Annotated in this window: 21 protein-coding genes; 3 read left to right on the forward strand and 18 right to left on the reverse strand. The window is 70.6% G+C overall.

Going from position 1 to position 25,831, the window contains the following annotated elements:
* Positions 1-33: 33 nt before the first annotated feature.
* The 6 genes from KBO27_RS25340 to kdpF form a co-directional block, all read right to left on the reverse strand.
* Positions 34-714, reverse strand: a complete 681-nt coding sequence (locus tag KBO27_RS25340) for a response regulator (protein ID WP_210972375.1) — start codon at positions 712-714, stop codon at positions 34-36.
* Positions 715-3,252 (reverse strand): DUF4118 domain-containing protein, encoded by a 2,538-nt coding sequence (locus KBO27_RS25345; RefSeq protein WP_307870607.1) that lies wholly within the window; start codon positions 3,250-3,252, stop codon positions 715-717.
* Between the two features lie 129 nt (positions 3,253-3,381).
* Positions 3,382-3,984, reverse strand: a complete 603-nt coding sequence (locus tag KBO27_RS25350) for a potassium-transporting ATPase subunit C (protein WP_210972376.1) — start codon at positions 3,982-3,984, stop codon at positions 3,382-3,384.
* 5 nt (positions 3,985-3,989) lie between these two features.
* Positions 3,990-6,041 carry a potassium-transporting ATPase subunit KdpB gene (gene kdpB / locus KBO27_RS25355; RefSeq protein ID WP_210972377.1) on the reverse strand — a complete coding sequence of 684 codons (2,052 nt, stop codon included), beginning with the start codon at positions 6,039-6,041 and terminating at the stop codon, positions 3,990-3,992.
* Positions 6,038-7,684 (reverse strand): potassium-transporting ATPase subunit KdpA, encoded by a 1,647-nt coding sequence (kdpA, locus tag KBO27_RS25360; protein WP_210972378.1) that lies wholly within the window; start codon positions 7,682-7,684, stop codon positions 6,038-6,040. The genes kdpB and kdpA overlap by 4 nt, the downstream gene beginning before the upstream one ends.
* Positions 7,684-7,779: a K(+)-transporting ATPase subunit F gene (kdpF, locus tag KBO27_RS25365; protein WP_210972379.1), complete on the reverse strand. Its 96-nt coding sequence runs from the start codon at positions 7,777-7,779 to the stop codon at positions 7,684-7,686. Before kdpF ends, kdpA begins: the two co-directional genes overlap by 1 nt.
* A 391-nt stretch (positions 7,780-8,170) precedes the next feature.
* On the opposite strand from kdpF, the gene asnB reads away from it, so the two are divergent.
* Positions 8,171-9,997 carry an asparagine synthase (glutamine-hydrolyzing) gene (asnB, locus tag KBO27_RS25370; protein ID WP_210972380.1) on the forward strand — a complete coding sequence of 609 codons (1,827 nt, stop codon included), beginning with the start codon at positions 8,171-8,173 and terminating at the stop codon, positions 9,995-9,997.
* A 62-nt stretch (positions 9,998-10,059) separates the two neighbouring features.
* Here the strand turns inward: asnB and KBO27_RS25375 are convergent, their stop codons facing one another.
* From KBO27_RS25375 to KBO27_RS25390, 4 genes are all read right to left on the reverse strand, one after another.
* Complete coding sequence (locus tag KBO27_RS25375) at positions 10,060-11,502, reverse strand: sensor histidine kinase (protein WP_210972381.1); 1,443 nt, start codon at positions 11,500-11,502, stop codon at positions 10,060-10,062.
* Positions 11,499-12,215, reverse strand: a complete 717-nt coding sequence (locus KBO27_RS25380) for a response regulator transcription factor (RefSeq protein WP_210972382.1) — start codon at positions 12,213-12,215, stop codon at positions 11,499-11,501. Before KBO27_RS25380 ends, KBO27_RS25375 begins: the two co-directional genes overlap by 4 nt.
* Before the next feature lie 245 nt (positions 12,216-12,460).
* Positions 12,461-14,554: an ArnT family glycosyltransferase gene (locus tag KBO27_RS25385; protein WP_210972383.1), complete on the reverse strand. Its 2,094-nt coding sequence runs from the start codon at positions 14,552-14,554 to the stop codon at positions 12,461-12,463.
* Positions 14,551-15,825: a bifunctional glycosyltransferase family 2/GtrA family protein gene (locus KBO27_RS25390; RefSeq protein ID WP_210972384.1), complete on the reverse strand. Its 1,275-nt coding sequence runs from the start codon at positions 15,823-15,825 to the stop codon at positions 14,551-14,553. The genes KBO27_RS25385 and KBO27_RS25390 overlap by 4 nt, the downstream gene beginning before the upstream one ends.
* Before the next feature lie 185 nt (positions 15,826-16,010).
* Between KBO27_RS25390 and KBO27_RS25395 the strand changes: the two genes are divergently transcribed.
* The gene (locus tag KBO27_RS25395) at positions 16,011-18,122 is read left to right on the forward strand and encodes an ArnT family glycosyltransferase (RefSeq protein ID WP_210972385.1); all 2,112 of its coding nucleotides are present in this window, start codon (positions 16,011-16,013) and stop codon (positions 18,120-18,122) included.
* A gap of 1 nt (position 18,123) precedes the next feature.
* On the opposite strand, the gene mutM is transcribed toward KBO27_RS25395, so the two are convergent.
* From mutM to rsmD, 8 genes are all read right to left on the reverse strand, one after another.
* On the reverse strand, positions 18,124-19,008 hold the full coding sequence (gene mutM / locus KBO27_RS25400; RefSeq protein WP_210972386.1) for a bifunctional DNA-formamidopyrimidine glycosylase/DNA-(apurinic or apyrimidinic site) lyase: 885 nt from the start codon (positions 19,006-19,008) through the stop codon (positions 18,124-18,126).
* 122 nt (positions 19,009-19,130) lie between these two features.
* A complete protein-coding gene (gene rnc / locus KBO27_RS25405; RefSeq protein WP_132625405.1) occupies positions 19,131-19,889 on the reverse strand; it encodes a ribonuclease III in 759 nt (252 codons plus the stop codon).
* A 14-nt stretch (positions 19,890-19,903) separates the two neighbouring features.
* On the reverse strand, positions 19,904-20,086 hold the full coding sequence (rpmF, locus tag KBO27_RS25410) for a 50S ribosomal protein L32 (protein WP_125091036.1): 183 nt from the start codon (positions 20,084-20,086) through the stop codon (positions 19,904-19,906).
* A 2-nt stretch (positions 20,087-20,088) separates the two neighbouring features.
* Positions 20,089-20,661 (reverse strand): YceD family protein, encoded by a 573-nt coding sequence (locus KBO27_RS25415; protein ID WP_165943995.1) that lies wholly within the window; start codon positions 20,659-20,661, stop codon positions 20,089-20,091.
* A 166-nt stretch (positions 20,662-20,827) separates the two neighbouring features.
* Complete coding sequence (locus KBO27_RS25420; protein ID WP_210972387.1) at positions 20,828-21,556, reverse strand: SPFH domain-containing protein; 729 nt, start codon at positions 21,554-21,556, stop codon at positions 20,828-20,830.
* Positions 21,557-21,948: 392 nt separating this feature from the next.
* Positions 21,949-22,365, reverse strand: a complete 417-nt coding sequence (locus KBO27_RS25425; RefSeq protein WP_210972388.1) for a guanyl-specific ribonuclease — start codon at positions 22,363-22,365, stop codon at positions 21,949-21,951.
* Between the two features lie 98 nt (positions 22,366-22,463).
* On the reverse strand, positions 22,464-22,946 hold the full coding sequence (gene coaD / locus KBO27_RS25430; protein ID WP_132676528.1) for a pantetheine-phosphate adenylyltransferase: 483 nt from the start codon (positions 22,944-22,946) through the stop codon (positions 22,464-22,466).
* A 54-nt stretch (positions 22,947-23,000) separates the two neighbouring features.
* A complete protein-coding gene (gene rsmD / locus KBO27_RS25435; RefSeq protein ID WP_210972389.1) occupies positions 23,001-23,561 on the reverse strand; it encodes a 16S rRNA (guanine(966)-N(2))-methyltransferase RsmD in 561 nt (186 codons plus the stop codon).
* A 170-nt stretch (positions 23,562-23,731) separates the two neighbouring features.
* On the opposite strand from rsmD, the gene KBO27_RS25440 reads away from it, so the two are divergent.
* On the forward strand, positions 23,732-25,780 hold the full coding sequence (locus KBO27_RS25440; protein ID WP_210972390.1) for a HelD family protein: 2,049 nt from the start codon (positions 23,732-23,734) through the stop codon (positions 25,778-25,780).
* Positions 25,781-25,831 lie beyond the last annotated feature (51 nt).

Below are 25,831 nucleotides of genomic sequence, written 5' to 3' on the forward strand. Positions count from 1 at the left end.
TCCCACCCCTATTCGCGAGCGCGCATGGAAGGCTCAGAGCTCCAGCCGGTACCCCATTCCCGGTTCGGTCAGCAGGTGGCGGGGGCGGCTCGGGTCGAGTTCGAGCTTGCGGCGGAGCTGGGCGAGGTAAACGCGCAGGTAGTGGGTCTCGTTGGCGTACTGCGGACCCCAGACCTCGTGCAGCAGCTGCTTCTGCGCCACGAGGCGACCCTGGTTGCGCGCCAGCAGTTCCAGCATTCCCCACTCGGTGGGCGTGAGGTGGATCTCGACGCCGTCGCGCAGGACCTTCTTCGCGGAGAGGTCGACGGTGAAGGTCGCCGTCTCGACCACCGGCTGGTCGGCCGAGCCGCTGGTGCTGGCCCGGCGGACGGCGGCGCGCAGCCGCGCCAGGAGTTCGTCCATGCCGAAGGGTTTGGTGACGTAGTCGTCGGCTCCGGCGTCGAGGGCGTGGACCTTGTCGGCGGAGTCGGTGCGGGCCGACAGCACGATGATGGGAACCGTCGTCCACCCGCGCAGCCCGGCGATCACCTCCGTGCCGTCCAGGTCCGGCAGCCCGAGGTCCAGCACGACGACGTCGGGTTTGCCGTCGCCGGCCGCGCGCAGCGCCGACCTCCCGTCGACGGCGGTGAGCACCTGGTACCCGCGCGCGGCCAGGTTGATGCGCAGGGCGCGCAGCAGCTGCGGTTCGTCGTCGACCACCAGGACCTTGGTCATCTACTCCCCCTGTCGGTCCGCCGCGGTCAGCGAGACCACGATCGTCAGCCCGCCACCAGGAGTGTCCTCCGCGCGGATGGTTCCCCTCATCGCGTCCACGAAACCCTGCGCCACGCTCAGCCCGAGGCCGACACCACCCGGTCCCGCGTCACCCCGCTCGCCGTGCTCGCCGAGGCGCTCGAAGGGGGCGAACGCGTCGTCGTCGGCACCGGCGGGAAGTCCTGGCCCGTGGTCGACGACGCGCAGCTCGACCCGGGAGGCGTGGGCGCTGGCGCCGACCCGGATGCGGCCCTCATCAGGTCGGCCGTACTTGAGCGCGTTCTGCACGACGTTGGCCACGACCCGCTCCAGCAGCCCGGGATCGGCCATCACGCGCGGCAGCCGCTCGGAGATGTCGAGGTCGATGTGGTGCCACCCGTCCAGGCCCGCCAGCGCGCGGGCGACGACCTCGTCGTAGCCGACGGGCTGCAGCCGCGGTGTCACGGCACCGGTGGCCAGGCGCGAGGAGTCGAGCAGGTTGTCGACGAGCCGGGTGAGCCGGTCGGCGGATTCCTCCACTCCCGCCAGGAGTTCCGCGGTGTCGTCCGGGGACAGCTGGAGGTCGGGGGCGCGCAGGCTGCTCACCGACGCCTTGATGGACGCCAGCGGGGTGCGCAGGTCGTGGCCCACGGCCGACAGCAGGGCGGTGCGCAGCTGCGTGGCGTCGGCGCGGCGCTGCGCCTCCCTGGCGCCCTCGGCCATCCGCTGCTGCCGCAGCGCCAGCAACGCCTGCCCGGCCGCGCCTTCCAGGACCACGCGGTCGGCGGCGGGAAGGGGTCGTTCGCCCGCGCGGCGCAGCGACAGGTGGGCGTCCTTGGTCACCTCGATGTCCACATCGGACTCGTCGGGCCGCCGGCACGGATCGCCCCCGGTGCTCGCGGCGACCCGCCAGGATTCGTCGACGCGCTCCAGCAGTGCCACCGACGTGAGGCCGAAGTTCTCGGCGACCTTCTCCAGCAACCGGGCCAAGGGAGCGGGATGGGTCAGCACGGTGCGGGCGTAGGAGGTGAGCAAGGCCGCTTCCGTGCCGGCGCGGGCCGCCTGCTCGGCGAGCCGGGCCGCCCGGTCGACGGTGAAGGCCACCAGCACCCCGACCAGCATCATCCCGACGAGCGTGACCACGTTCTCCGGATCGGTGACCATCAGCGAGTAGCGCGGCTCGGTGAGGAAGAAGTTCAGCAGCCCGCCCGCCAGCAGCGCGGCCGCGATGGAGGGGGCCATTCCTCCCACCAGCGCGACCACGATCGTGGCCAGGAAGTAGCCGACGACGTCGGTGGACACCGCGACGTCCACCCACGTCGTGGCGAGCACCGTGACCAGCGCGGGCAGCACCACCGCGAGCACCCAGCCCCAGGCCTGGCGGGTCGCCGACAGCGGGTTGCGGGCCAGGTTCTTCAGCAGCCGCCTGGTGCCCGCTTCGTCGTGGGTGACCATGTGCACGTCGATCGGCCCGGACTTCTGCACCGTGGTCGAGCCGATCCCCTCGTCGAACACCCGCGCCCAGCGCGATCGGCGAGATGTTCCCAGCACGAGCTGGGTGGCGTCGGCGGCGCGGGCGAACTCCAGCAGCGCTTCCGGGACGTCGTCGCCGACGACCGTGTGGAAGCTGGCGCCCACGGCGTCGGCGACCTTGCGGGCCTTGCCCAGCGCGCGAGGGGACGTCCCGGACAGCCCGTCGCCGCGCAGGACGTGCACGACCTGCAGCTCGGCACCGGCGCGGGCGGCGATCCGGCGGGCCCGGCGGATCAGCGTCTCGCTCTCCGGCCCGCCGGTCACCGCGACCACGACCCGTTCCCGCGTCTCCCAGGTGGCGGTGATCTGCTCCTCCGCCCGGTACCGGCGCAGCGCCACGTCCACCTGGTCGGCCAGCCACAGCAGCGCCAGTTCGCGCAGCGCGGTGAGGTTCCCGGTGCGGAAGTAGTTGCCCAGGGCCGCGTCGACCCGTTCTGCCGGGTAGACGTTGCCGTGGGCCATGCGGCGGCGCAGCGCCTGCGGGGTGATGTCGACCAGCTCGATCTGCCCCGCCCTGCGGACCACCTCGTCGGGGACGGTTTCCTGCTGGCGGACTCCGGTGATGGTCTCCACGACGTCGTTGAGGCTGTCCAGGTGCTGGACGTTGACGGTGGAGAGCACGGTGATGCCGGCGTCGAGGAGTTCCTCGACGTCCTGCCAGCGCTTCTCGTTGCGGCTGCCGGGGACGTTGGTGTGCGCGAGCTCGTCGACGACGGCGACCTCCGGCCGGCGCGCGAGCATCCCGTCCACGTCGAACTCGGTCAGCGCCACTCCGCGATGGGACCTCTCCGCCCTCGGCAGCACCTCCAGCCCGCCGAGCAGCGCCGCGGTCTTGGCGCGGCCGTGGTCCTCGATGAACCCCGCGACCACGTCGGTGCCGCGCCCGGCCCTGCGGTGCGCCTCGTTGAGCATCGCGTAGGTCTTGCCGACCCCCGGCGCCGCCCCGAGGTATATCCGCAGCTCACCGCGCTTTCGCCCCTGTTCCACGACGTCCAGTCTCCTACTGCCCGCTGTTATTAGCGCCGAACATCATCCGGTGCCATCGCTCACGCCCCAGCCGAGGCGCCCTCAGTCTCGGCTGAGCGACAGGGCCACGCGACACGTTCGTTCCCCTCGTCACCGCGCGGCCCGGTGCACGGCCACGTTGAGGGTCGTGACGTTGACAGCGATCGGTGACACGAGGCCGCCTTCCTCGCAGTCGGCGATGAGGCGGTGGACCTCTGCGAGGGGCAGTCCCGTCACCCTCGCCACCCGGGACGCCTGGAGCTCGGCGTAGGCGGGGCTGATGTGCGGGTCGACGCCGCTCGCCGAGGCGGTGACCGCGTCGGCCGGGACGGCCTCGGGGGCGACTCCCTCGCGGCCGGCGATGGCGGCGCGGCGCTCCTGGACCGCGGCGAGGAGGTCGCCGTTGAAGCCGCCGAGGTTCGAACCGCCCGAGGTGGCCGGGTCGCCGGGACCGAGGGAACCTTCCGCCGACGCCGAGGGCCGGGTGTGGAAGTAGGGATCCCTCGCCGGGTCGCCGGGCACGGGGTCGATTCCGATCAGCGAGGAGCCGACCACGCGGCCGTCGGCCACGATCTGCGAACCCTCCGCGCGGGCCACCAGCCCCGGGAGCCGGCTGACTCCCCAGATCGCCATCGGATAACCGATGCCGAGCAGGACCGTGGCCACCAGCAGCAGTCGAAGTCCCGCCGCGCACTGACGCAGCAACGCACTCACTCCCCTCACCCGATTCCGGGCACGAATCGGATCACCAGGTCGATCAGCCAGATCCCGGCGAACGGCGTCACCACGCCACCCAGGCCGTAGACCAGCAGGTTCCGCCGCAGCAGGACGGCCGCCGTGGACGGCCGGTAGCGGACACCGCGCAGCGCCAGCGGGATCAGCGCGACGATGATCAGCGCGTTGAACACCACCGCCGACAGCACCGCCGAGTTCGGCGTCGACAGGCCCATCACGTTCAGCGCGCCCAGCTGCGGGTGGATGCCCACGAACAGCGCGGGCAGGATCGCGAAGTACTTGGCCAGGTCGTTGGCGATGCTGAAGGTCGTCAACGCGCCGCGGGTGATCAGCAGCTGCTTGCCGATCTCGACGATCTCGATCAGCTTGGTCGGATCCGAGTCGAGATCGACCATGTTGCCGGCTTCCTTGGCGGCGCTGGTGCCGGTGTTCATCGCGACCCCGACGTCGGCCTGGGCGAGCGCGGGGGCGTCGTTGGTGCCGTCACCGGTCATGGCCACCATCCGCCCACCGGCCTGCTCCCGCTTGATCAAGGCCATCTTGTCCTCGGGCTTGGCCTCGGCGAGGTAGTCGTCCACGCCGGCTTCGGCGGCGATGGCGCGGGCGGTGAGCTCGTTGTCGCCGGTGATCATCACCGTCCGGATGCCCATCGCGCGCAGTTCGGCGAAGCGCTCCCGCATCCCGGGTTTGACCACATCGGACAGTCGGATGACGCCCATCACGCGGTCGTTCTCGGCGATGACCAGCGGCGTCGCACCGGACGCGGCGATCTCGTCGGCGCATCGCACGACCTGGTCGGGAAGTTCCCCCACGTGGTCGCGGAGTGCGCTGATGGCTCCCTTGCGGATGCTGCGGCCGTCGAGGTCGATGCCGCTCATCCGGGTCTGCGCGGTGAAGGGAACCTTCCTCGCGCCCACCTCCGCGCCGACGGCCGGCTCGGGCAGGCCGAACTCCTGCGCGCAGAAGGCCACGACGCTGCTGCCTTCGGGCGTGGGGTCGGCGAGGCTCGACAGGCGGGCGACCTCCGCGAGCTCGTCCGGGCCGACGCCGTCGACGGGGACTAGTTCGGTGCACCTGCGGTTGCCGAAGGTGATGGTCCCGGTCTTGTCCAGCAGCAGCGTGTCCACGTCACCTGCGGCCTCGACCGCGCGGCCGGACTTGGCGAGGACGTTGCGCTGCACGAGCCGATCCATCCCCGCGATGCCGATCGCCGAGAGCAGCGCGCCGATCGTGGTCGGGATCAGGCACACCAGCAGCGCGGTCAAGGTCGTGACCTCGATCAGCGAACCGGAGTAGGCCGCCATCGGCTGCAGGGCGACCACGGCGAGCAGGAAGATGATCGTCAGCGTGGACAGCAGGATGGTCAGCGCGATCTCGTTGGGCGTCTTCTGCCGTTGCGCGCCTTCGACGAGCGCGATCATGCGATCCACGAAGGTCTCGCCCGGTGCGGCGGTGATCCGCACGACGATGCGGTCGGAGAGCACGGTGGTTCCCGCGGTCACCGCGGAGCGGTCACCGCCGGATTCCCGGATGACGGGCGCGGATTCGCCGGTGATGGCCGATTCGTCGACGGTCGCGATGCCCTCGACCACGTCGCCGTCGCCGGGGATGGTCTCGCCCGCCTCGACCACGACCTCGTCGCCGATCGCCAGCGCGGTGCCGGGAACCTTCCGCTCACCGCCGTCGACGAGCTTGCGGGCGACGGCTTCGGTCCTGGTGCGCCGCAACGACTCCGCCTGTGCGCGGCCTCGCCCTTCGGCGACGGCTTCGGCGAGGTTCGCGAACAGCACGGTGAACCACAGCCACGCGGCGACCGCGATCGTGAAGGCGCTCGGGGAGAACGCGGCCAGGACGGTGGTCAGCGCGGATCCGGTCCACACCACGAACATCACCGGATTGCGCAGCTGGTGTCGCGGGTGGAGCTTGCTCAGCGCTTCGGGAACCGAGCTCAGCAGCCGGCGTGGTCGGAAGGTTCCCGCGGCGGTTCGCCGGTGCTCGGCGGACGTTCCGAGCGCGGGTTCGAGGGTGGTGGTCATGCCAGGGCCTCCGCGATCGGGCCTAGTGCGAGTGCGGGCAGGAACGTCAGCGCGGCGACGAGAACGACCGTGCCGCCGAGCAGTCCGGCGAACAGCGGTCCGGTGGTCGGCAACGTCCCTGCGGTGGCGGGGACGCGGTGCTGCTGCGCGACCGAGCCGGCGAGCATCAGCACGGCCAGGATCGGCACGAACCGTCCCACCAGCATCACCACGCCCAGCGCGGTCTGGAGGAAGGTGCTGGTGGCGGTGAGCCCGGCGAAGGCGCTGCCGTTGTTGTTGCCCGCGGAAGCGAAGGCGTAGAGGACTTCGGAGAGCCCGTGCGCGCCGGTGTTGCTCAGGGCGTCCCGGGTGGCGGGGAGCGCCATCGCGAGCCCGGTGCCCAACAGCACCGCGGTCGGCATCGCCAGCACTGACAGGGCGGCGGCCGTCACCTCGCGACGGCCCAGCTTCTTGCCGAGGTACTCCGGGGTGCGCCCGACCATGAGCCCTGCGAGGAACACGGCGATCACGGCCAGCACGAGGATTCCGTAGAGCCCGGCGCCGACTCCGCCGGGAGCGACCTCGCCGATGAGCATGGTGAGCAGAACGGTCCCGCCACCGAGTCCGGTGAAGCTGTCGTGCATCGCGTTGACCGCGCCCGTGGAGGTGCCGGTGGTGCTCACCGCCCACAGCACGGAGCCGTCGATGCCGAACCGGGTCTCCTTGCCCTCCAGCGCGGCTCCCGCGGCCAGGGCCGCCGGGCCGTTCGGGTGCGTTTCGGCCCACCAGGTCACGGCCAGCATCGCCGCCCACAGGGTCGCCATCACCGACACCAGCACGTGACCCTGGCGGCGGTCGCCGATCATGGTGCCGAAGGTGCGGGTCAGCGAGACCGGGATGACCAGCAGCAGGAAGATCTCCAGCAGGTTCGAGACACCGCCGGGGTTGGACAGCGGGTGCGCGGAGTTGGCGTTGAGCACGCCGCCGCCGTTGGTGCCCAGTTCCTTGATGACCTCCTGGCTCGCGATCGGGGCGGTGGCGATGGTGTGCGCCTGCCCGTCGAGTCCGGTCACCTCGATGCCGGGCGCGAGGCTCATCGCCGCACCCAGCGCGACCAGGACGATCGCGGCCACGAACGAGATCGGCAGCAGGATCCGGGTGCAGCCGCGGGTGATGTCGACCCACACGTTGCCGATCCGGCCGGTGCCGTCGCCCGCGAAGCCGCGCACGAGGGCGACGGCGACGGCCATCCCCACCGCCGCGGAGACGAAGTTCTGCACGGTCAGCCCGGCCATCTGGACGCCGTGCCCGAGGACTTCCTCGGGCACGTAGGACTGCCAGTTGGTGTTGGTGGCGAAGCTGACGGCGGTGTTGAACGCCATCGACGGCGGCACGGAGCCGCGCCCGAGGCTCAGCGGCAGCAGCGGTTGCAGCCGCTGCACCGCGTAGAGCAGCGCGATCGAGACCAGCGAGAACGCGAGCACGCCCGTCGCGTAGCTGGTCCAGCGCTGCCGGGTCGAGGAGTTCACGCCGACCAGCCGGTAAACGAACTTCTCGACGCGCCAGTCGGTTTCGGCGCTGTAGACGCGCGCCATGTGGTCCCCGAGGGGCTTGTGGACGACCGCGAGCACGGCCACCAGCAGACCTGCTTGGAGCAGTCCCATCAGAACCTCTCCGGTCGGACCAGCGCGACGAACAGGTATCCGATGAGCAGCAGCGCCAGCACTCCACCGGCGGCGTTGGCGATCAGGGCACTCACAACCGCTCCAAACCGCGCAGCACCAGCGCCAGCGCCAGGAATCCGCCGACCAGCAACGCCGCGTAGGCGAGATCGACCACGACCGGTCAACTCCTTCTCGAGTTCTCTTCGACGACCGTGGTCCAGCCAAGCCCCGCACCGGATGCGCGGTCGAGTCCCATGACGCGTCCTTGACGCGGCGAAGGGCGGCCTTGATGCGTTCTTGACGGGGCCGCTTTCCTCCCGTTTTCAGCAGGTCTGCGCGTTTTGCGGGTGGGTGACTTCACTCCGTCAGTTGGTTTCATCGATGCAACGATCTCGTTACTGTCGCTAACAAGTCGGTGCGTGGAAACCTCCTCGCGAAACGCCCGAAAATGGCACGAAACAAACAAGATTGGGGATAAATCCGGAAATGTGCGGAATCTCCGGCTGGATCGACTTCCAGCGCGACCTGACCGAGCACCGCTCCACAGTCGACGCCATGTGCGACACCATGACCTGTCGCGGCCCGGACGCCGGTGACACGTGGGTCAGCAGGCACGCCGCGCTCGGACACCGGCGGCTGGCCATCATCGACCTGCCCGGAGGCGCGCAGCCGATGGAGGCCGAGAGCGGCCACGTCGCCATCGTCTACAGCGGTGAGGCCTACAACTTCACCGAGCTGCGCGACGAGCTCCGCCGCCGCGGTCACCGGTTCGACACCGACAGCGACACCGAGGTCGTCCTGCACGGCTACCTCGAGTGGGGCGCCCAGGTCGCCGAGCACCTCAACGGCATGTTCGCCTTCGCCATCTGGGACTCCCGCGAGGACAAGCTGCTGCTCATCCGCGACCGTATGGGCATCAAGCCGCTGTACTACTACCCCACCGAGCACGGCGTGCTCTTCGGCTCCGAGCCCAAGGCGATCCTGGCCAACCCGCTCGCCGACAAGGTCGTCGACGCCGACGGCATGCGCGAGCTGTTCGGCATGGTCAAGACCCCCGGCCAGGCCGTGTGGGCGGGCATGCGCGAGGTCGAGCCGGGCACCGTCGTCACCCTCGACCGCAAGGGCCTGCGCGAGCAGACCTACTGGAAGCTGCAGGCCACCGAGCACACCGACGACCAGCAGGCGTCCGTGGCGCACGTGCGCGAGCTGATGGACGACATCGTGCAGCGCCAGCTGGTCTCCGACGTGCCGCGCTGCGTGCTGCTCTCCGGCGGCCTCGACTCCAGCGCCATCACCGCGCTGTCCGGGCTGCACCTCGCGAAGAGCGGTGAGCAGGTGCGCAGCTTCGCGGTCGACTTCCTCGGCCAGACCGAGAACTTCGTCCCCGACCCCATGCGCGCCACCCCGGACGGCCCCTACGTGCGCGACGTCGCCGAGCACGTCGGCTCGCAGCACCAGGACATCGTGCTGGACCCCGACACCCTCGCCGACCCGGAGGTGCGCCGCGCGACCGTGCAGGCGCGCGACTTCCCGATGGGCCTGGGCGACATGGACCAGTCGCTGTACCTGCTGTTCAAGGCGATCCGGCAGCACTCCACGGTGGCGCTGTCCGGTGAGTCCGCGGACGAGGTCTTCGGCGGCTACAAGTGGTTCCACGACCCGGACGTGCGCGCGGCCGACACCTTCCCCTGGCTGGCCGCCGTGCAGAGCCAGGGCGCCGGCTTCGACATGCTCGACCCCGGAGTCGCCGCCGCGCTCGACATCCCCTCGTTCATCGCCGACGGCTACCGCACCGCGCTCGGCGAGGTCCCCGCCCTCGACGGGGAGAGCGACCTGGAGCGGCGGATGCGGGAGATCTGCTACCTGCACCTGACCCGCTTCGTGCGCATCCTGCTCGACCGCAAGGACCGGATGAGCATGGCGGTCGGCCTGGAGGTGCGCGTGCCCTTCTGCGACCACCGCCTGGTCGAGTACGTCTTCAACACCCCGTGGTCGCTGAAGACCTTCGACGGCCGCGAGAAGAGCCTGCTCCGCCACGCCACCGCCGACACCCTCCCGCAGTCGGTGGTCGAGCGGGTCAAGAGCCCGTACCCGTCCACTCAGGACCCCCAGTACGCGGCGGTCCTGCAGCGCCAGGTCCGCGACCTGGTCAAGGCCGACAGCCCCGCGCTGTCGCTGCTGAACGAGAAGTGGATCGCCGAGGCCATCGAGCAGGACTCGGCCACCATCGACATGGCCGCTCGCTACACCTTCGAGCGCGCCCTCGACCTGTCGGTCTGGTTCGACATCCACAACCCCACGGTCAAGCTCTGACCGCGTGAGACGTGAGGAGGGGAGCCGCACTTCCCACCCGAGTCGCGGCTCCCCCCTCGCTTTCAGACGACCGGCAGCAGGAGGCGGAAGGTGCTGCCGCCGCCGGGATCTCCGTGGAGTTCGAGACGGCCGTGATGCGCCTGCGCGAGGGCCGCGGTGATCGCCAGCCCCAGCCCGGTCCCGCCGGCGGCGCGGGTCCGGCCCTCGTCGACGCGGTAGAAGCGGTCGAAGATCCTCGTCGCGTGCTCCGGCGCGATCCCCGGACCGGTGTCGGTGACCGAGACCGCGACCATCCTCGTCCCGCGGCGGACATCCGCCCCCGCCGCGGCGACGGCCCGGCCGCTCACCTCGGCGTGGGCGACGTCGACCGCGATCGGCGAACCGGCCGGGGTGTGCACCAGGGCGTTGTTGACCAGGTTCGTGAGCACCTGCCGCAGCCGGGCTCCCTCCCCGAGAACTCGCAGTTCGTCCGGGCTCCGCAGGGTGATCGCGCGTTCCGGGTCGCGCGCCCTGGCGTCGTGCACGACGTCGCGGACCAGCGGGACCAGGTCGAGGTCCACCAGGTCGATGCTGCGTTCCCGGTCGAGCCGCGCCAGCAGCAGCATGTCCTCCACCAGACCGCCCATCCGCACCGACTCGGACTCGATGCGGCGCATCATCATCCGCACGTCCTCCGGCCGGTGCTCCTCGCTGCGCCGGTAGAGCTCGGCGAACCCGCGGATCGAGGTCAGCGGCGTGCGCAGCTCGTGCGAGGCGTCGGCGACGAACCTGCGCAGCCGGTCCTCGGAACGCTCCCGCTGCTGCAGCGCGTCGGTCAGCCTGCCCAGCATCGTGTTCAGCGCCTCGCCGAGCCGGCCGGTCTCGGTGCGCGGATCCTGAGCCGGCACCCGGCGATCCAGCTGACCGGCGGCGATGGCATCCGCGGTGTCCTCGATCCGCGCCAGCGGGCGCAGGCTGAGCCGGACCGTCCCCGCGGCGGCCAGCGCCAGCACCAGCAGCACCAGCCCGCCGACCACCAGCTCGATGACGACCAGCTGCTGCACCGTCGCTTGGGCGTTGCCCAGCGACAACGACAGCACCACGGTGCGCCCGTCGGGCAGGGGAACGCGCCGCACCCGCCAATCCGAACCGCCCGCCCGATCCGGGACCGTGCCGACCAGCGGCCCGCGCTCCGGGTCGAGCACGAGGGGGCCTCCCGGCTCACCCTCGGTCGCGCCGAGCGTTCCCCCCACCTGGCGGCCGGTGGAGTCGAAGATCAGCACCCGGAAGTCCGTCGGCAGCTCGCCCCGGCCGGGGCCGTCGGGATGCCGGTGCGTCGGGTCCGGGGGCGGCATCCGCCCTTCCTCCCAGGGCATCGACATCTCGGCGAGCCGGTCGTCGGTGCGCTCCACCAGGGAGCGGTGGAGCAGCGCGACGCTGGTGAACCCCATCAGCAGCAGACCCACGACCAGCGCCCCGACCAGCACGAGCACCAGACGTCCGCGCAGCGTGCGCACGAACCTCATCGGTTCTCCGGAGGGAGCCGCAGCACGTAGCCGACGCCGCGGATGGTGTGGATCAGCGGCGGCGACACCGAGTCGACCTTGCGCCGCAGGTAGCTGATGTAGGACTCCACGATCCGCGAATCACCGCCGAACTCGTAGTTCCACACCCGATCCAGGATCTGCACCTTGCTGACCACCTTCTCGGCGTTGATCAGCAGGTAGCGCAGCAGCTTGAACTCGGTCGGCGACAGGCTCACCAGCTGCCCGGCCCGGCGGACCTCGTAGGTGTCCTCGTCGAGCTCCAGGTCCTGGTAGCGCAGCGTGGCGCTGTCGTCCGGCTCGGGACGGACCCGCCGCAGGATCGCGCGCAGCCGCAGGACGACCTCGTCCAGGCTGAACGGCTTGGTGACGTAGTCGTCGCCGCCCGCCGTCAGCCCGGCGATGCGGTCTTCCACCGCGTCGCGCGCGGTCAGGAACAGCACCGGGACGGTGCTGCCTCCGCCGCGCAGCTCGGTGGCGACGGAGAAGCCGTCGCGGTCCGGCAGCATCACGTCCAGCACGACGATGTCCGGGTGGAACTCGGCCGCCGCGCGCAGCGCGTCCGCACCGGTCGCGGCGCCGCGCACCTCGAAACCGCTCAGGCGCAACGCCGCGGCCAGCAGTTCCAGGATGTTCGGCTCGTCGTCCACGACGAGCACCCGCGCTCCGCTGCTCTCCACCACGTCCTCCAGCATCACCGACTTCCCTGGGAAAACCCTGGACGTCCGCTGAAAGCCCACCCGTGTGTCCCACCCGACCCCCGCGACCAGACCCGGATTACTCCCGTATTCCGTCCCCCGATTACGGGAGTAATCCGTCCCCCGATCACCGCCGTGCTCCGGTCCCCGATCACTCCCGTTCTCCGCAACCCGGATTACCGCCGTAATCCGGTCCCGGATTACTCCCGTATTCCGTTCACCGATTACGGTGGTGATCCGGGTCATCCGCAGCGGTAGAGCTGCTGGGAGGAGTCGGTCGAGCCGCCGTAGGTGACGGGGTCCACGAGGGTGCAGTTCCGCTTCACCCAGTTCTCCCGGTCCGTTGCCGCCTGGCCACCTCGACCGCCCCCGGGCATCTGCATCCCGGAACCGGCCCGATCGCCGCCCTGGCGCTGTCCCTGCTGCGCCTGACCGGACTGGGCGTCGTGGGCGCGCATCATGTCGCCCGGGCCGCCGCCCAGCAGGACGAAGGCGAGTTGGCCGCTCTGCTTCCACTCGGTGAGCTGGGCGACCGACGGTGCGTCATCGGATCCCATGAAGCCACCCATGCCCACCACCGTGAGATCCGTGCTGATGATGTAGCTCGACGCGCCGTTCGCGCCGCCCTCCACCGCCAGGGGGATCCGCGCGTCACCCGCGTTGGCCCTCACGTGGTCGACGATCTTCTGCTGGTCGGCGCTCAGCGAGGCACCACCCGGGCCACCGCCCATGCCACCGCGGCCTCGGTCACCGGACATCCCGGGAGGGACCTGACCGCTCATGCCCGGCATGCGGCCATCGCGCGACCCGCCGCCGGGGCCGCCCATCGACGTCTGCGGTCCGGCCATCGGGTTGGTGCCGCCCACCATCCCGGTGCTCCCGCCGACCGCACCGATCGCCGACCAGGTCGCGGGCACGGCGAGCATCGCCGTCACCGCCAGCACGAACCCGGCCTCGGCCAGGCCCGCGCGCCCGCGACGACCGATCACCAGCACCACCAGCGCCAGCGCTCCCAGCCCCACGGCCAGGTAGCCGGTCCACGGGTGCCAGCTCAGGTCCCTCGCCACCACGGCCATCGCCCAGGCGACGGTGATCGCGACACCGGCGGGCAGCAGCAACCAGGCCTTCCCGCCCGGCTGCCGGTACCACTGCCAGAACCGCACCAGCCCGGCACCGACGACCGCGCCGATCGCGGGCGCCAGCATCGTCGTGTAGTAGGGGTGCATGGTGCCCTGGGCGAAGCTGAACATCACGCCGATGACGACCAGCCAGCCGCCCCACAACACCCAACCCGCGGTCGTCCCGCGCTGGAGGGCGCCCCCACCGCGCCAATGCCGGACTCCCAGCACCAGCATCGTGACCAGCACCAACGCGCACAGCGGCAGCAGCCAGCTGATCTGGCCGGCCAGCTGCTCGTTGAACATCCGCAGCACACCGGCGGTTCCGGAGAACCCACCGCCGCCACCGCCGCCGGGGCCACCCCCGCCCGGCCCACCGCCGCCGTTGCCCGCGGTGTTGCCGAGGATCCGGCCGAACCCGTTGTAACCGAAGATCAGGTCCCACGCCGAGCCGTCGGTGCTGCCCCCGATGTAGGGCTTGGGCGAAGGCCACAGCTCGGTCGCCACGACCCACCAGAACGAGCTCACCATCAGCACCACGGCCGCCACACCGAGGTCGAGGGCCTTGCGCCCCCAGCCGTTGCGGCTGCCCACCAGGTAGGCGACGACGAACGCAGGCAGCACCATCCAGGCCTGCAGCATCTTCGTCATGAACCCGCAGCCGACCAGGAACGCGGCCAGCGCGATCCAGCTCGTCGAGCGGCGATCGGACACCGCCCTGGTCATCGCCCAGGCGGCGGCCACCACCAGCAGCAGCAGCGTGTCCGGGTTGTTGTCCCGGTTGATCAGCACCGTGATGGGGCTCAGCGCCAGCACGAGCGAGGCGATCAGCGCGGCGTTCTCCCCGGCCCACCGCCGCACCGTGCGGTGCAGCAGGAACACGGCGGCGACACCGCACACGACCTGCGGGAACAGCACCGCGAACTGGTTGAACCCGAAGACCTTCACCGACAGCACCTGCAACCACAGGGCCATCGGCGGCTTGTCGACGGTGATGACTCCGGCGGCGTCGAACGAGCCGAAGAAGAACGTCTCGAAACTCGTCGACATCGACTTCACGGCCGCGGTGTAGTAGCCGTTGCCCCAGGAGCTCCCGATGCCCCAGAGGTAGAGCACGGCCGCGAGCACGCAGGTCCCGGCCAGTGCGAGCCGCCGCCACACCGGTGGCGACCCGCCGCCCGACGTTCGCTGCGGCACAGCCTCTTCGACTGCGATCATGACATTTCCTTTTCCTCGGTCGGGGCCGCGAAGACCCACGAGCGGAGCAGTACGAACCGCAGAGCGGTACCGACCACAGAGGACAGAACGAGGACCAGGACCTCCAGCCAGCGCGACGGATCAGCCGAGTAGGCGTGCAACCCGAGCAGCGCACCGGAGGTGACCACGTAGTACAGCGCGAACACGATCAGCCCTTGGGCGTGCACCCGGCCTGACGAGCCGCGCTGCTGCAGGAACGTGTAGCGCCGGTTGGCCTCGGTGTTCCACACCGTCGTGACCGTCAGCGCGACCAGGTTCGCCAGCAGTGGTGGCCACCAACCGCGCAGGATCGCGTACAGCACCGAGGTGAGCACCGTGGACACCAGGCCGATCGCGCCGAACGAGACCAGCTGCCACAGCAGCCCGTTCTCCCGCTTGGCGAGCACCGCCTGCGGGTGCGCGGCACGCGGCTCCGGCCGTTGCGGCAGCCCCGGAACCCGCGCGGCGCCGGTGATCTTCGCGCGCGCGACCCGCACGAGCCCGGCGATGTCGTCGGTGGCGGTGCGCACCACGTTCACCCGCGTGTCGACGTCCTCGACCCAGTCCACCGGCACCTCGTGCACCCGCAGGCCGTTGTGCTCGGCCAGCAGCAGCAGTTCGGTGTCGAAGAACCACGAGTCGTCGCGCACCTGCCGCAGCAGCGGGCGGATGACGTCGGTGCGCGCCGCCTTGAACCCGCACTGGGCGTCGGTGAACCGGGCACCGTGGGTCCACCTGATCATCTTGTTGTAGCCGCGGGAGATCATCTCCCGCTTCCCGCCGCGCACGGTCCGCGCACCGGGCGCCAGCCGGGAACCGATGGCCAGGTCGGAGTGCCCGTTGACCAGCGGGGCGACCAGCGGCAGCAGGGCGTCCAGCCCGGTCGACAGATCCACGTCCATGTAGACCACGACGTCGGCGTCGCTGTAGCCCCACGCGGTGCGCAACGCCAGGCCACGCCCCTTGCGGTCCAGGTGCAGCACCCGCACGTTGGGGATCTTCCGGGCCAGCCCGTGCGCCACGTCCAGCGTCGAGTCCGTGCTCGCGTTGTCCACGACGGTGATCGACCACGAGAAGGGGAACCCTTCGCCCAGGTATCCGCTCAGCACTTCCAGGCACCCCGGAAGGGAACGTTCCTCGTTGTAGACCGGGATCACCACGTCGACGGTTGCGGTCCTCGACGCGCGCTGGGCCCTGTCGGCCCCGATCTCGATCTGGGTTGTCGCGGGGCCGAGCTGCGGCACGGCACTCATCTCCACCACCTCTCATCCGGTTCCGCATCCATCAAGCCCGACGCAAGTGCAAGCGCCGTTGACGGAAGCTGGGAATCGGCTGGGAGTGCTCACCCCCGGCGGATGTGCAGCCAACTCACACGGTCCTCCCAGCCGGGGCCGCCACCCTCGACGCGGGAAAGTCCGTTCCGGAAAGGAATCCGCGCATGGCCGCACGTCTGCGTCTGCCGCTCGCCCGCACCGGGGAGCCGAGATGGTCATCGCCCGCCCGCTGTGCGGTGCTGGTGCTCGCCGCGTTCCTCAACACGTGGGCGCTGTCGATCAACCAGTGGGCCAACACCTACTACTCGGCCGCGGTGCTGGGGATGACGCGCAGCTGGAAGGCGTTCTTCTACGGCGCGATGGACGCGGGATCGTTCATCACGGTCGACAAACCTCCGCTGGCGTTGTGGCTGCAGGCGTTGTCCGCGCGGGCCTTCGGGTTCAACAACTGGAGCCTGCTGCTGCCGCAGGCCATCGCGGGCGTGATCGCGGTGTGGGTGGTGCAGCACGTGGTGCGCCGGGGCTTCGGTCCCGCCGCCGGCGTGCTGGCGGGACTCGCGCTGGCGGTGACGCCGATCGCGGTGGTGATGGCCCGCCACAACAACCCGGACATGCTGCTGACCTTGCTGCTGGCGCTGTCCCTGTGGGCGGCCTCCAACGCCATCCGCTCCGGCAGGCTGATGCCGCTGGTGTGGTGCGCGGTCGCGATCGGCCTGGCGTTCAACACGAAGATGCTGCAGGCGTTCTTCGTGGTGCCGGTGATCGCGGTGGTCTACCTGGTGGCGGCCCGCCCGACGTGGCCGCGCAAGCTGCTCAACCTGGGCGCGGCAGGTGTCGCGATGGCGGCGGTGAGCCTGGCGTGGCTGCTCGTGGTCGACCTCGTCCCGAGCTCGGCCCGGCCGTACGTGGGCGGCAGCACGAACAACACCGTCCTGGACCTGCTGCTGGGCTACAACGGCCTCGGCCGCGTCGAGGGACAGGCCCAGATCATGTCGCCCGGGATGATGGGCGGCGGCCCCGGTGGCGGGTCGCCGGGCGGCATGCCCGGTGGCGGGACACCTCCCGGCGGGGGCATGCCCAGCGGAATGCCGCCTGGCGGCGGACCCGGTGGCGGCGGGATGGACGACTCCAGCCTGACGCGGTTGTTCAGCGGCGAGGTCGCCCCGCAGGTCGGCTGGTTGTTCCCGCTGGCGCTGTTCGGCGCGATCGCGGTGGTCGTGCACCTGTGGCGCCGCCCCCGGCACGACACCCAGCGCGCGGACTTCCTGCTGTGGGCGGGAACCCTGCTGGTCACGGCAGGAGTGTTCACCTTCGCCTCGGGCATCTGGCACACGTACTACACGGTCGCCCTCGCCGCGCCGCTCGCCGCGCTGGTCGGCATGGGCGTGATCGCGATGTGGCGCCTGACCCGCGACACCGAGTGGTGGGGCCTGCTGCTCCCGGTCTCGATCACCGCGACCGGCTTCTGGAGCGCCCACCTGCTCGGCCAGAACGAGGACTTCCTGCCGTGGATGGGAACCGTTGTCGCAGCCGTCTCGCTCATCGCCGGTGCCGCGATGATGGTTCCCCTGCTCCTCCCGCGCGGTAGGCGTGACGGGAAGCGTCGTGTCATCGCGGCCGGTGCGCTGGTGGGAGTCCTCGCGTCACTCGCGGGCCCCACCGCCTACGCGGTGACCCCGCTGTCGACGCCGGTGCAAGCGACGTTCCCCTCCGCAGGTCCCAGCGGTGGGTCGGGCGGACCGGGTGACGGGCGCGACGGTGGGCGCGCGATGGCCGACGGCGGCCGGCAGTCCAACCGCATGCAGCCGAGCGGGATGCGCGACAACGGCGACCAGCCCGACGGGAACCGGAGCGACGGTGGGCGCGGTGTACGGGGCGAGCGGTCCAGCGGTGAGCAGGTCACCTCGCAGCTGATGCGCTACCTCACCGATCAGCACGAGGACGAGACTTGGCTGGTGGCGGTGGTGGGATCCATGGTCGCGGCGCCGGTGATCCTGGAGACCGGTCAGCCGGTGATGGCCGTCGGCGGCTACAACGGCAACGACCCGACCCCGACCGTCGAGGAGCTGGAGCGGCACGTCGCGGACGGCGAGCTCCGCTACGTGTGGACCAGCGGGTCGTCGGGCGTGCGGAGCATGGGCGGCGAGGTGGACACCGCCGTGGTGGACGCCTCCATGGCATGGGTCGCCCGCCACTGCGCGATCGTCGACCCCGCCGCCTACGGCGGTGACACGACCTCGACCACGCACCTCCACGACTGCCGCGGCGCGGCGTGACTCACAGGTGCGCGTTGCGCGGTTTCGGCTGGCAGACCGGGCAGGTGTAGGAGGAGCGGTTCATCCACGCGTCGCGGCGGATCGAGGCTCCGCACCGCGGGCAGGGCTTCCCGCCCTGGCCGTAGACCGCCAGCGATCGGTCGAAGTAGCCCGACTCGCCGTTGACGTTGACGTAGAGCGCGTCGAACGAGGTGCCGCCCGCGTGCAGCGCTTCGCCGATGACGTCGGTGACGGCCTCGAACAGTTCGCGGACCTTGGGGCGGGTCATGGTCGCGGTCGGGCGGGCCCAGTGCAGCTTGGCCCGCCACAGGGCTTCGTCGGCGTAGATGTTGCCGATGCCGGAGACCAGGCTCTGGTCGAGCAGGGCGCGCTTGATGCCGGTGCGGCGGCCGCGCAGCCGCTCGGTCAGCCTGGCCAGGTCGAACACCGGCTCCAGCGGATCGGGCGCGATGTGCGCGACCGGTTGGGGCAGTGCCACGCCGTCCACCTCGACGAGCTCGGCCAGCTGCAGCCCGCCGAAGGTGCGCTGGTCGACGAACCGCAGCTCGGAACCGCCGTCGGCGAAGCGCATCCGCACCCGCAGGTGCTTCTCGTCGGGCGCGTCGGTGGGCTGCACGAGCAGCTGCCCGCTCATGCCCAGGTGCACGACCACCGCTTCGCCGTCGGTGTCGTCGGGGCCGTCGCCGAGTTCGATCCACAGGTACTTGCCGCGCCGGCGGGCCGCGGTCAGCACCCTCCCGGCGAGCCTGGCCGCGAGGTCCTGCGCTCCGGGCACGTGACGGCGGACGGCACGCGGGTGCAGCACTTCGACGCTGGAGAGCTTCCGTCCCACCGCATGATCGGAAACACCGCGGCGGACCACCTCGACCTCGGGCAACTCAGGCACGAACCCATCCTCACCCACGCCCGGAACGCGGCTGGAGGCGGGCGTGAAAAAGGGACATGATCAGGGCGGGGCCCTCGATCATGTCCCTTCGTCACGGTCGGTTCGCGATCGAACCGACCGGCTCACGATGCGGAGTCCGCCGAGTCCTCGGCCTGAACGGCGTTGACCTGCTCGTTGAGCTGGCGCCATGCCGCTTCGGCCGCTTTCTGCTCGGCTTCCTTCTTGGTGCTGCCGTCGCCTCGCCCGTAGGTCTGGCCACCGACCGCCACGAAAGCGCTGAACTCCTTGCGGTGATCAGGGCCTTCTTCCTCGACGCGGTACTCGGGCACGCCGAGTGCCGCGGAGGCGGTCAGTTCCTGGAGGCTGGTCTTCCAATCCAGACCGGCTCCGCGCTGCGGAGCCTCGGCCAGCAACGGCTGGAAGAGCTTGTGCACGACGCCGCGCGCGACGTCGATGCCTTCGGCCAGGTAGACGGCGCCGAGCACCGCCTCCAAACCGTCCGCGAGGATGCTCGCCTTGTCACGGCCCCCCGTGAGCTCCTCGCCACGACCCAGCAGCAGGTACTCGCCGAGCCCGCCCTCACCGAGCCCGCGGGCCACCCCGGCCAACGCGTGCATGTTGACCACGCTGGCGCGCAGCTTCGCGAGCTGCCCCTCCGGCAGGTCCGGGTGCTCGTTGTAGAGGTGATCGGTGATCACCAGTCCGAGCACCGCGTCGCCGAGGAACTCCAGCCGCTCGTTCGGCGGAAGACCGCCGTTCTCGTACGCGTACGAACGGTGGGTGAGGGCGAGGGTGAGCAGCTCGGCGTCCAGTTCGACGCCGAGCGCTGCCAACAACGGAGCCCTGTCCACTTGACGGGCCCTCGACTGCTTTCCCCCCACTACGTGACCGCCGCTCAGGCCGGCTGAACGACCTGACGGCCGTCGTACTGACCGCAGGCCGGGCAGACGACGTGCGGCAGCTTCTGCTCACGGCAGGAGCGGTTCGAGCACTCGACCAGCGTCGGCGCCGAGGTCTTCCACGACGAACGGCGGTGACGGGTGTTGGCCCGGGACATCTTGCGCTTCGGGACGGCCACGACTACTTCTCCTCTTCGGTACCGCCGAGCCGCTCTTGAAGCGCGGCCCAGCGAGGATCAATGGTCTCATGCGTGTGCTCGGGGGCGAGTTCGGCCCACTTCACGCCGCACCCGGAGCACAGCCCCTGGCAGTCCGGCGAGCACACCGGCGCCGAGGGAAGCGACAGCAGCATCGCGTCCCGCACCACCGGTTCGAGATCGATGAGGTCGTCCACGACCCGCTCGACCTCGTCGTCATCGGTGCTGGTGTCGGTCGCGCTGTCCGGGTACGCGAAGAGCTCCCGGACCTCGATCTCGATCTCCTCGGAGACCGGGTCGAGGCACCGGACGCACTCACCGGTCAGCTGGGCCGACGCCGTGCCCGACACCAACACGCCCTCCACCACGGACTCGGCCAGCAGATCAAGCTCCACCGGCTCGCCCTCGGGCACCTTGATCATGTCGAGCCCGAAGCCGGCGGGCGCCGGGGCCTTGCGCGTGTAGGCACGGCTGCTACCGGCCCGGTGGCCGATCTCCCGGGTGTCGATCACCCACGGGCCGGCTTGCGCAGTGCGCGTTTCATGGCTCTGAGACATCACGAATTTCGGTGCTCGGTGAATGGGCATTGGGCGGATCTTGGGAACGGACCACGACGAATCGGGCACTGCACCCCAAGTCAGCCCTCCCAGCGTACGTGACGTCCAGCCGCGGACGACACCAGCCCCTGTTCAAGGCGGTTCCGCGGCCGGAGTGAGGAGCGGCTCAGTTGGCGCCCGCGGAGGGCTGCCACTCCTCGTAGTCGAAGGGCGCGCCCATCGGGCTGCGCAGCTGCTGGCGGCCCTTGCCGACCGTGCGCAGCGTGCGGCCCAGCAGGTCCTCGAAGTCGGCCAGGCGGGAGTCGACGTAGGCGTCGCACTCGCTGCGCAGCCGCTCGGCCTCCTCGTTGGCCTCCTCCGCGATCCGCTTGGCCTCGGCGCTGGCGGCCTGCGCGACCTCGGTGTCGGTGACCAGGCGGGCCTGCTCGGCCTTGCCCTCGTGCACCGACTGCTCGTAGGCGGCGCGCCCGGCCTGCACCATGCGGTCGGACTCGGACTGCGCGCGGCTGATGTAGTCCTCGTACTCGCGGCGGCCCGCGGTGACGGTCTGCTCGGCCTGGCCGCGCGCGTCGGAGAGCAGGTGATCGGCCTGCTCGCGGGCCTCGGCGAGCAGCTGCTCCGCTTCGGCCCGGGCCTCGGCGATGGTGCGCTCGGCCTCGCTGCGGGACTCCGCGACCGACTTGTCGGCCTCGGTCTGGGCCTTGGTGACCACCTCGTCGCGGTGGTCCAGCACGTCCTGGGCGTCGTCGAGCTCCTGCGGGATCGCGTCCCGCACGTCGTCGAGCAGCTCCAGCACGTCACCGCGGGGCACCACACAACCCGAGGTCATGGGGACGCCACGCGCCTCTTCGACGATCGTGACCAGCTCGTCGAGGGCCTCGAACACCCGGTACACCATGATCTCCCTGCAGTCGTTCAGCGCCGCGCCGCTCAAGCATGTCAGAACGCCGCGCGATGCCGATCACGGGCCGTTCCCCTCCACAGTCTGCCTGCGCGACCCCCGTACGCGGGGGAAATCCGCCATCCGCGTGTCAAGCCACCGTTCGCGCACGAACGAAAAGGGAACCTCCCGACCACAGGAGTGGAAGGAAGGTTCCCTCGTTCACGTCAGGCAAGCACCGGAGGTGCTTCCTCTGTCACCACCTGAGCAACTCGCACCGCCGCGGGTTCTGACACGTCGTCTGGCGAGGACGGCCGCTCCGCCGTGTATTGGACATACATCAGGAGTGGCACCCGCAGTCCAGACGGCGTCTCAGGTTCCGCTACCCGCACCGATCAGCAAAATGATCAAGCGTTGATGTCGGTCAGGGCGAAGGTTTCGTAGTGGTCTTGTGTCCAGAAGAACTCACCGGCTTCGCCGACGACGAAGCGGCGGGCGCCGCGGTCGTCGCTGCCCGGGGTCTCCACGGTGTACTCCTTGTAGTACCCGTCCGCGCAGTCGGGCAGGAGCCCTTCGCGGTTGCCGAAGGTCTGCCCGTCCTCGGGGTACGGGAAGGGGCCGCCGGCCTTGATGAGCTCGACCGTCTCGGCGGCTTCGGGCGGCAGGGACGACAGGGTGACCTGGTCGAACCCGGTGGTGTCGCCGCACTCGGCCTGCGCGACGGCGGCCGGGGCGGGGGCGGCGGAGAAGGCGCTGGACTGGAAGCCGACGAGCCCCGCCACGGCGAGCAGGGCGGCCAGCAGGATCTGCACTGACTTCATCATGTCGATCACGCTAACCGCGGCAGGCCGTCACGCTGCGGAAATGGCGGGAACCCGAAGGAAACCCCGCAAGATTCACAGAAGTTCGCGTGACCGGGAGGTTAACCGTTCTCGGCGATGCGCTCGCGCAGCCGCTGCTCGATCTTCGGCGGGAGCAGGTTGGAGACGTCGCCGCCGTAGGTGGCGACCTCCTTGACCAGGGAGGACGCCAGGAAGCTGTAGAGCGGGTTGGTCGACATGAACATGGTCTCGACCCCGGACAGCTGCTGGTTCATCTGCGCCATCTGCAGCTCGTAGTCGAAGTCGCTGACGGCGCGCAAGCCCTTGACGATCGCGCCGATCTCGTTGGCCTTGCAGTAGTCGACCAGCAAGCCGTGCCAGGAGTCGATGCGCACGTTGGGCCACTGGGCGGTGACTTCGCGCAGCATTTCGAGGCGCTCCTCAACGGAGAACAAGCCCTTCTTGCTCTTGTTGATCAGCACCGCGACGACGACCTCATCGAACAGGCCGGACGCTCGCTCGATGATGTCCAGATGACCGTTGGTGACGGGGTCGTAAGAACCTGGACATACCGCACGCCTCATGTGCTGGGACGTTAGCAGCCGGAACGGCAACCCCCCAGATCGACGTGTCCTGGCTCACCGCTGTTCGATCACGGCCCAGTGCACCGACGTGTCCCCGTAGCGCTTGGAGCGCAGCGCCTCCAGCGGGGCGGGCCAGTCCGGGTCTCCGCTGCGGACCGCGCGTTCGACGATCACCACGCTGCCCGGCCCGACCCAGCCGTGGGCGACGAGCCCGTCCAGCACGCGTTGCAGCAGGTCACCGGGCAGGTCGTAGGGCGGGTCGGCCAAGACGACGTCGAACGGTTCGGCGGCCGCCGCGGCGGTCAGCGCCTCGGCCTTGACCTGCTCGACGCGCACGTCGCGGAACCCCAGGGTGGTGGCGTTGCGCTTGAGGATCTGAGCGGCGCGGCGGTCGGATTCGACGAAGGTGGCGTGCCCGGCACCTCGGGAGAGGGCCTCCAGGCCCAGCGCCCCGGAGCCGCCGTAGAGGTCGAGCACGCGGAGGCCGTCGATGTCGAGCATCGTCTCCAGCGAGTTGAACAGCGCCTCGCGCACCCGCTCGGAAGTTGGCCTGGTTCCCTTCGGGGGCACTTCCAGGCGTCGTCCGCCCGCGCTCCCCGCCACGATCCGCGTCACCCGGACATCGTCGCGCACCGCTGGTGGGCAGGTGTTTCGCGGGTCCGCCGCCACCGCGCATCTTACGCCCGCGAACCGGTCCCGACGGCAGGCGGGACACGTCGGGCGGTGCGGCATCGCGCGTACTCTGTTGGGTCTGCCCACCGCGCCAGACCGGGAGAAAGTCACAGGTGTCCGAAGCATCCGAAAAGCAGGCCGAGATCGCGGTCGAGCAGGATCACGTGGACCGCGTGTACGCCCGGCTCGACGAGCTGCGCTCCGAAGCCGAGGCGATGCGCGACAAGAGCTACGAGTACGGCCGGGAGGCCACGCCCGAGGCGCTCAACGAGCGGGACGTGATGCTGCACCACGCCAACCGGACGTTGCAGGCGCTCAACGCCGAGTCCGAGGGCCTGGTGTTCGGCCGCCTCGACCTCGGCACCGGGGACGCCGTGCGCATCGGCCGCCTGGGCATCCGCGACCAGCGCTTCGACAACCTGCTGGTGGACTGGCGCGCCCCGCTGGCCGCCGCCTTCTACCAGGCCACTCCCGAGCACCCGCAGGACGTGATCCGGCGACGGGTGATCCGCTGCTCGCGCGAGCAGGTGGTCGACGTCTCCGACGACCTGCTCGACCCGGACCGGGCGCCGTCCGACATGCGGGTGATCGGTGACGGCGCGCTGATGGCGGCGCTGACCCGCTCGCGCGGCGAGACGATGCGCAACATCGTGGCCACCATCCAGAAGGAGCAGGACGAGGCGATCCGGGCTCCGGAGAGCGGCGTCACCGAGATCACCGGCGGTCCCGGCACCGGCAAGACGGCCGTCGCGCTGCACCGCGCGGCCTACCTGCTGTACCGGGAGCAGCGCAGGCTCGGCGGGCCGGGCGTGCTGGTCATCGGCCCGTCCCCGGTGTTCATGAGCTACATCTCGCGGGTGCTGCCGTCGATGGGCGAGCACAACGTGGAGCTGCGCGCGCTGGGCGAGGTCCTGGACGGCATCAGCGCCGGGAAGGTCGACGACCCGCGCACCGCCGAGGTCAAGGGCTCGTCGCGGATGGTCAAGGTGCTGCGTCGCGCGCTGCGCCTGCCGCCGCCGGACGCCCCGGAGACGTTGCAGCTGTTCTACCGGGGCACGGTGCTCAAGCTGGAGGCCGACGAGCTCAAGCGGATCCGCCGCACCCTGCACAACAAGGGCGGCCAGCCGAACAAGACCCGGATGAAGGCCGCCGATGCGCTGCTGGAAGCCCTGTGGCAGCAGGCCCGGGGCCTGGCCGGCGGCGATTTCCAGCCGGACCGCGATCAGCTGATCAGCGAGATCGGCGAGCGCATCGAGTTTCACCGCTTCCTGGTCGCCTGGTGGCCCGCGCTGTACCCGATGCAGGTGCTGCGCTGGCTGTCCGACCCGGAACGGCTGGCCCGCGCGGCCCGGCGGCTGCTGGCAGCCGAGGAGGTCGACGTCCTGGCCAAGTCGTGGGCTGAGGTCTCCGAGTGGACGGTGGCCGACATCGCGCTGATCGACGAGCTGCGGGTGCTGATCGGCCCGCCGCCCAAGCGCCCCCGCCGGGCCGAGCCCGAGGCGGAGCAGCCGCGCCGCGCCGTCAACTACGACGAGTACGCGCACGTGGTGATCGACGAGGCGCAGGACCTCTCCCCGATGCAGTGGCGGATGGTCGGCCGCCGCGGCAGGCACGCGAGCTGGACGATCGTGGGTGACCCCGTGCAGTCCTCCTGGCCGGATCCGGCGGAGGCCGCGACCGCGCGCGAGGAGGCGCTCAGCGCCCAGCGCACCCACCGCAAGTTCACGCTGCGCACCAATTACCGGAACTCGGCGGAGATCTTCGACTACGCCTCGGACGCGGTCCGCGACCTGGTCGACCCGGACGACCTGCCGACGGCGGTGCGCACCACGGGCGTCGAGCCGGACGTGCGCGAGGTCCCGGCGGACCAGCTGGCCGCGACGACCCGGGACGCCGCCCGCGACCTGCTGGAACGGGCTGAGGGCACGATCGGCGTCATCACCACGATGGACCGCAGGGACGAGGTGCGAGCCTGGTTGTCCGATGTGGACGATCCCAGGCTCAGGGTGGTCGGCAGCCTCGATTCCAAGGGCATGGAGTACGACGCGGTGGCGGTCGTCGACCCCGACGGCCTCGCCGCGGAATCGACCACCGGCCGGAGGGCGCTGTACGTCGCCCTGAGCCGAGCCACCCAGCTGCTCACGGCGATCCGGCCCAGCTGACATCGGAGGTGGCCCGCCGGAGGTGGCGGGCCACCTCTCCTTCGCGACCTG

The organism is Saccharopolyspora endophytica (genome assembly GCF_018070075.1).
Taxonomy (GTDB): Bacteria; Actinomycetota; Actinomycetes; order Mycobacteriales; family Pseudonocardiaceae; genus Saccharopolyspora; species Saccharopolyspora endophytica.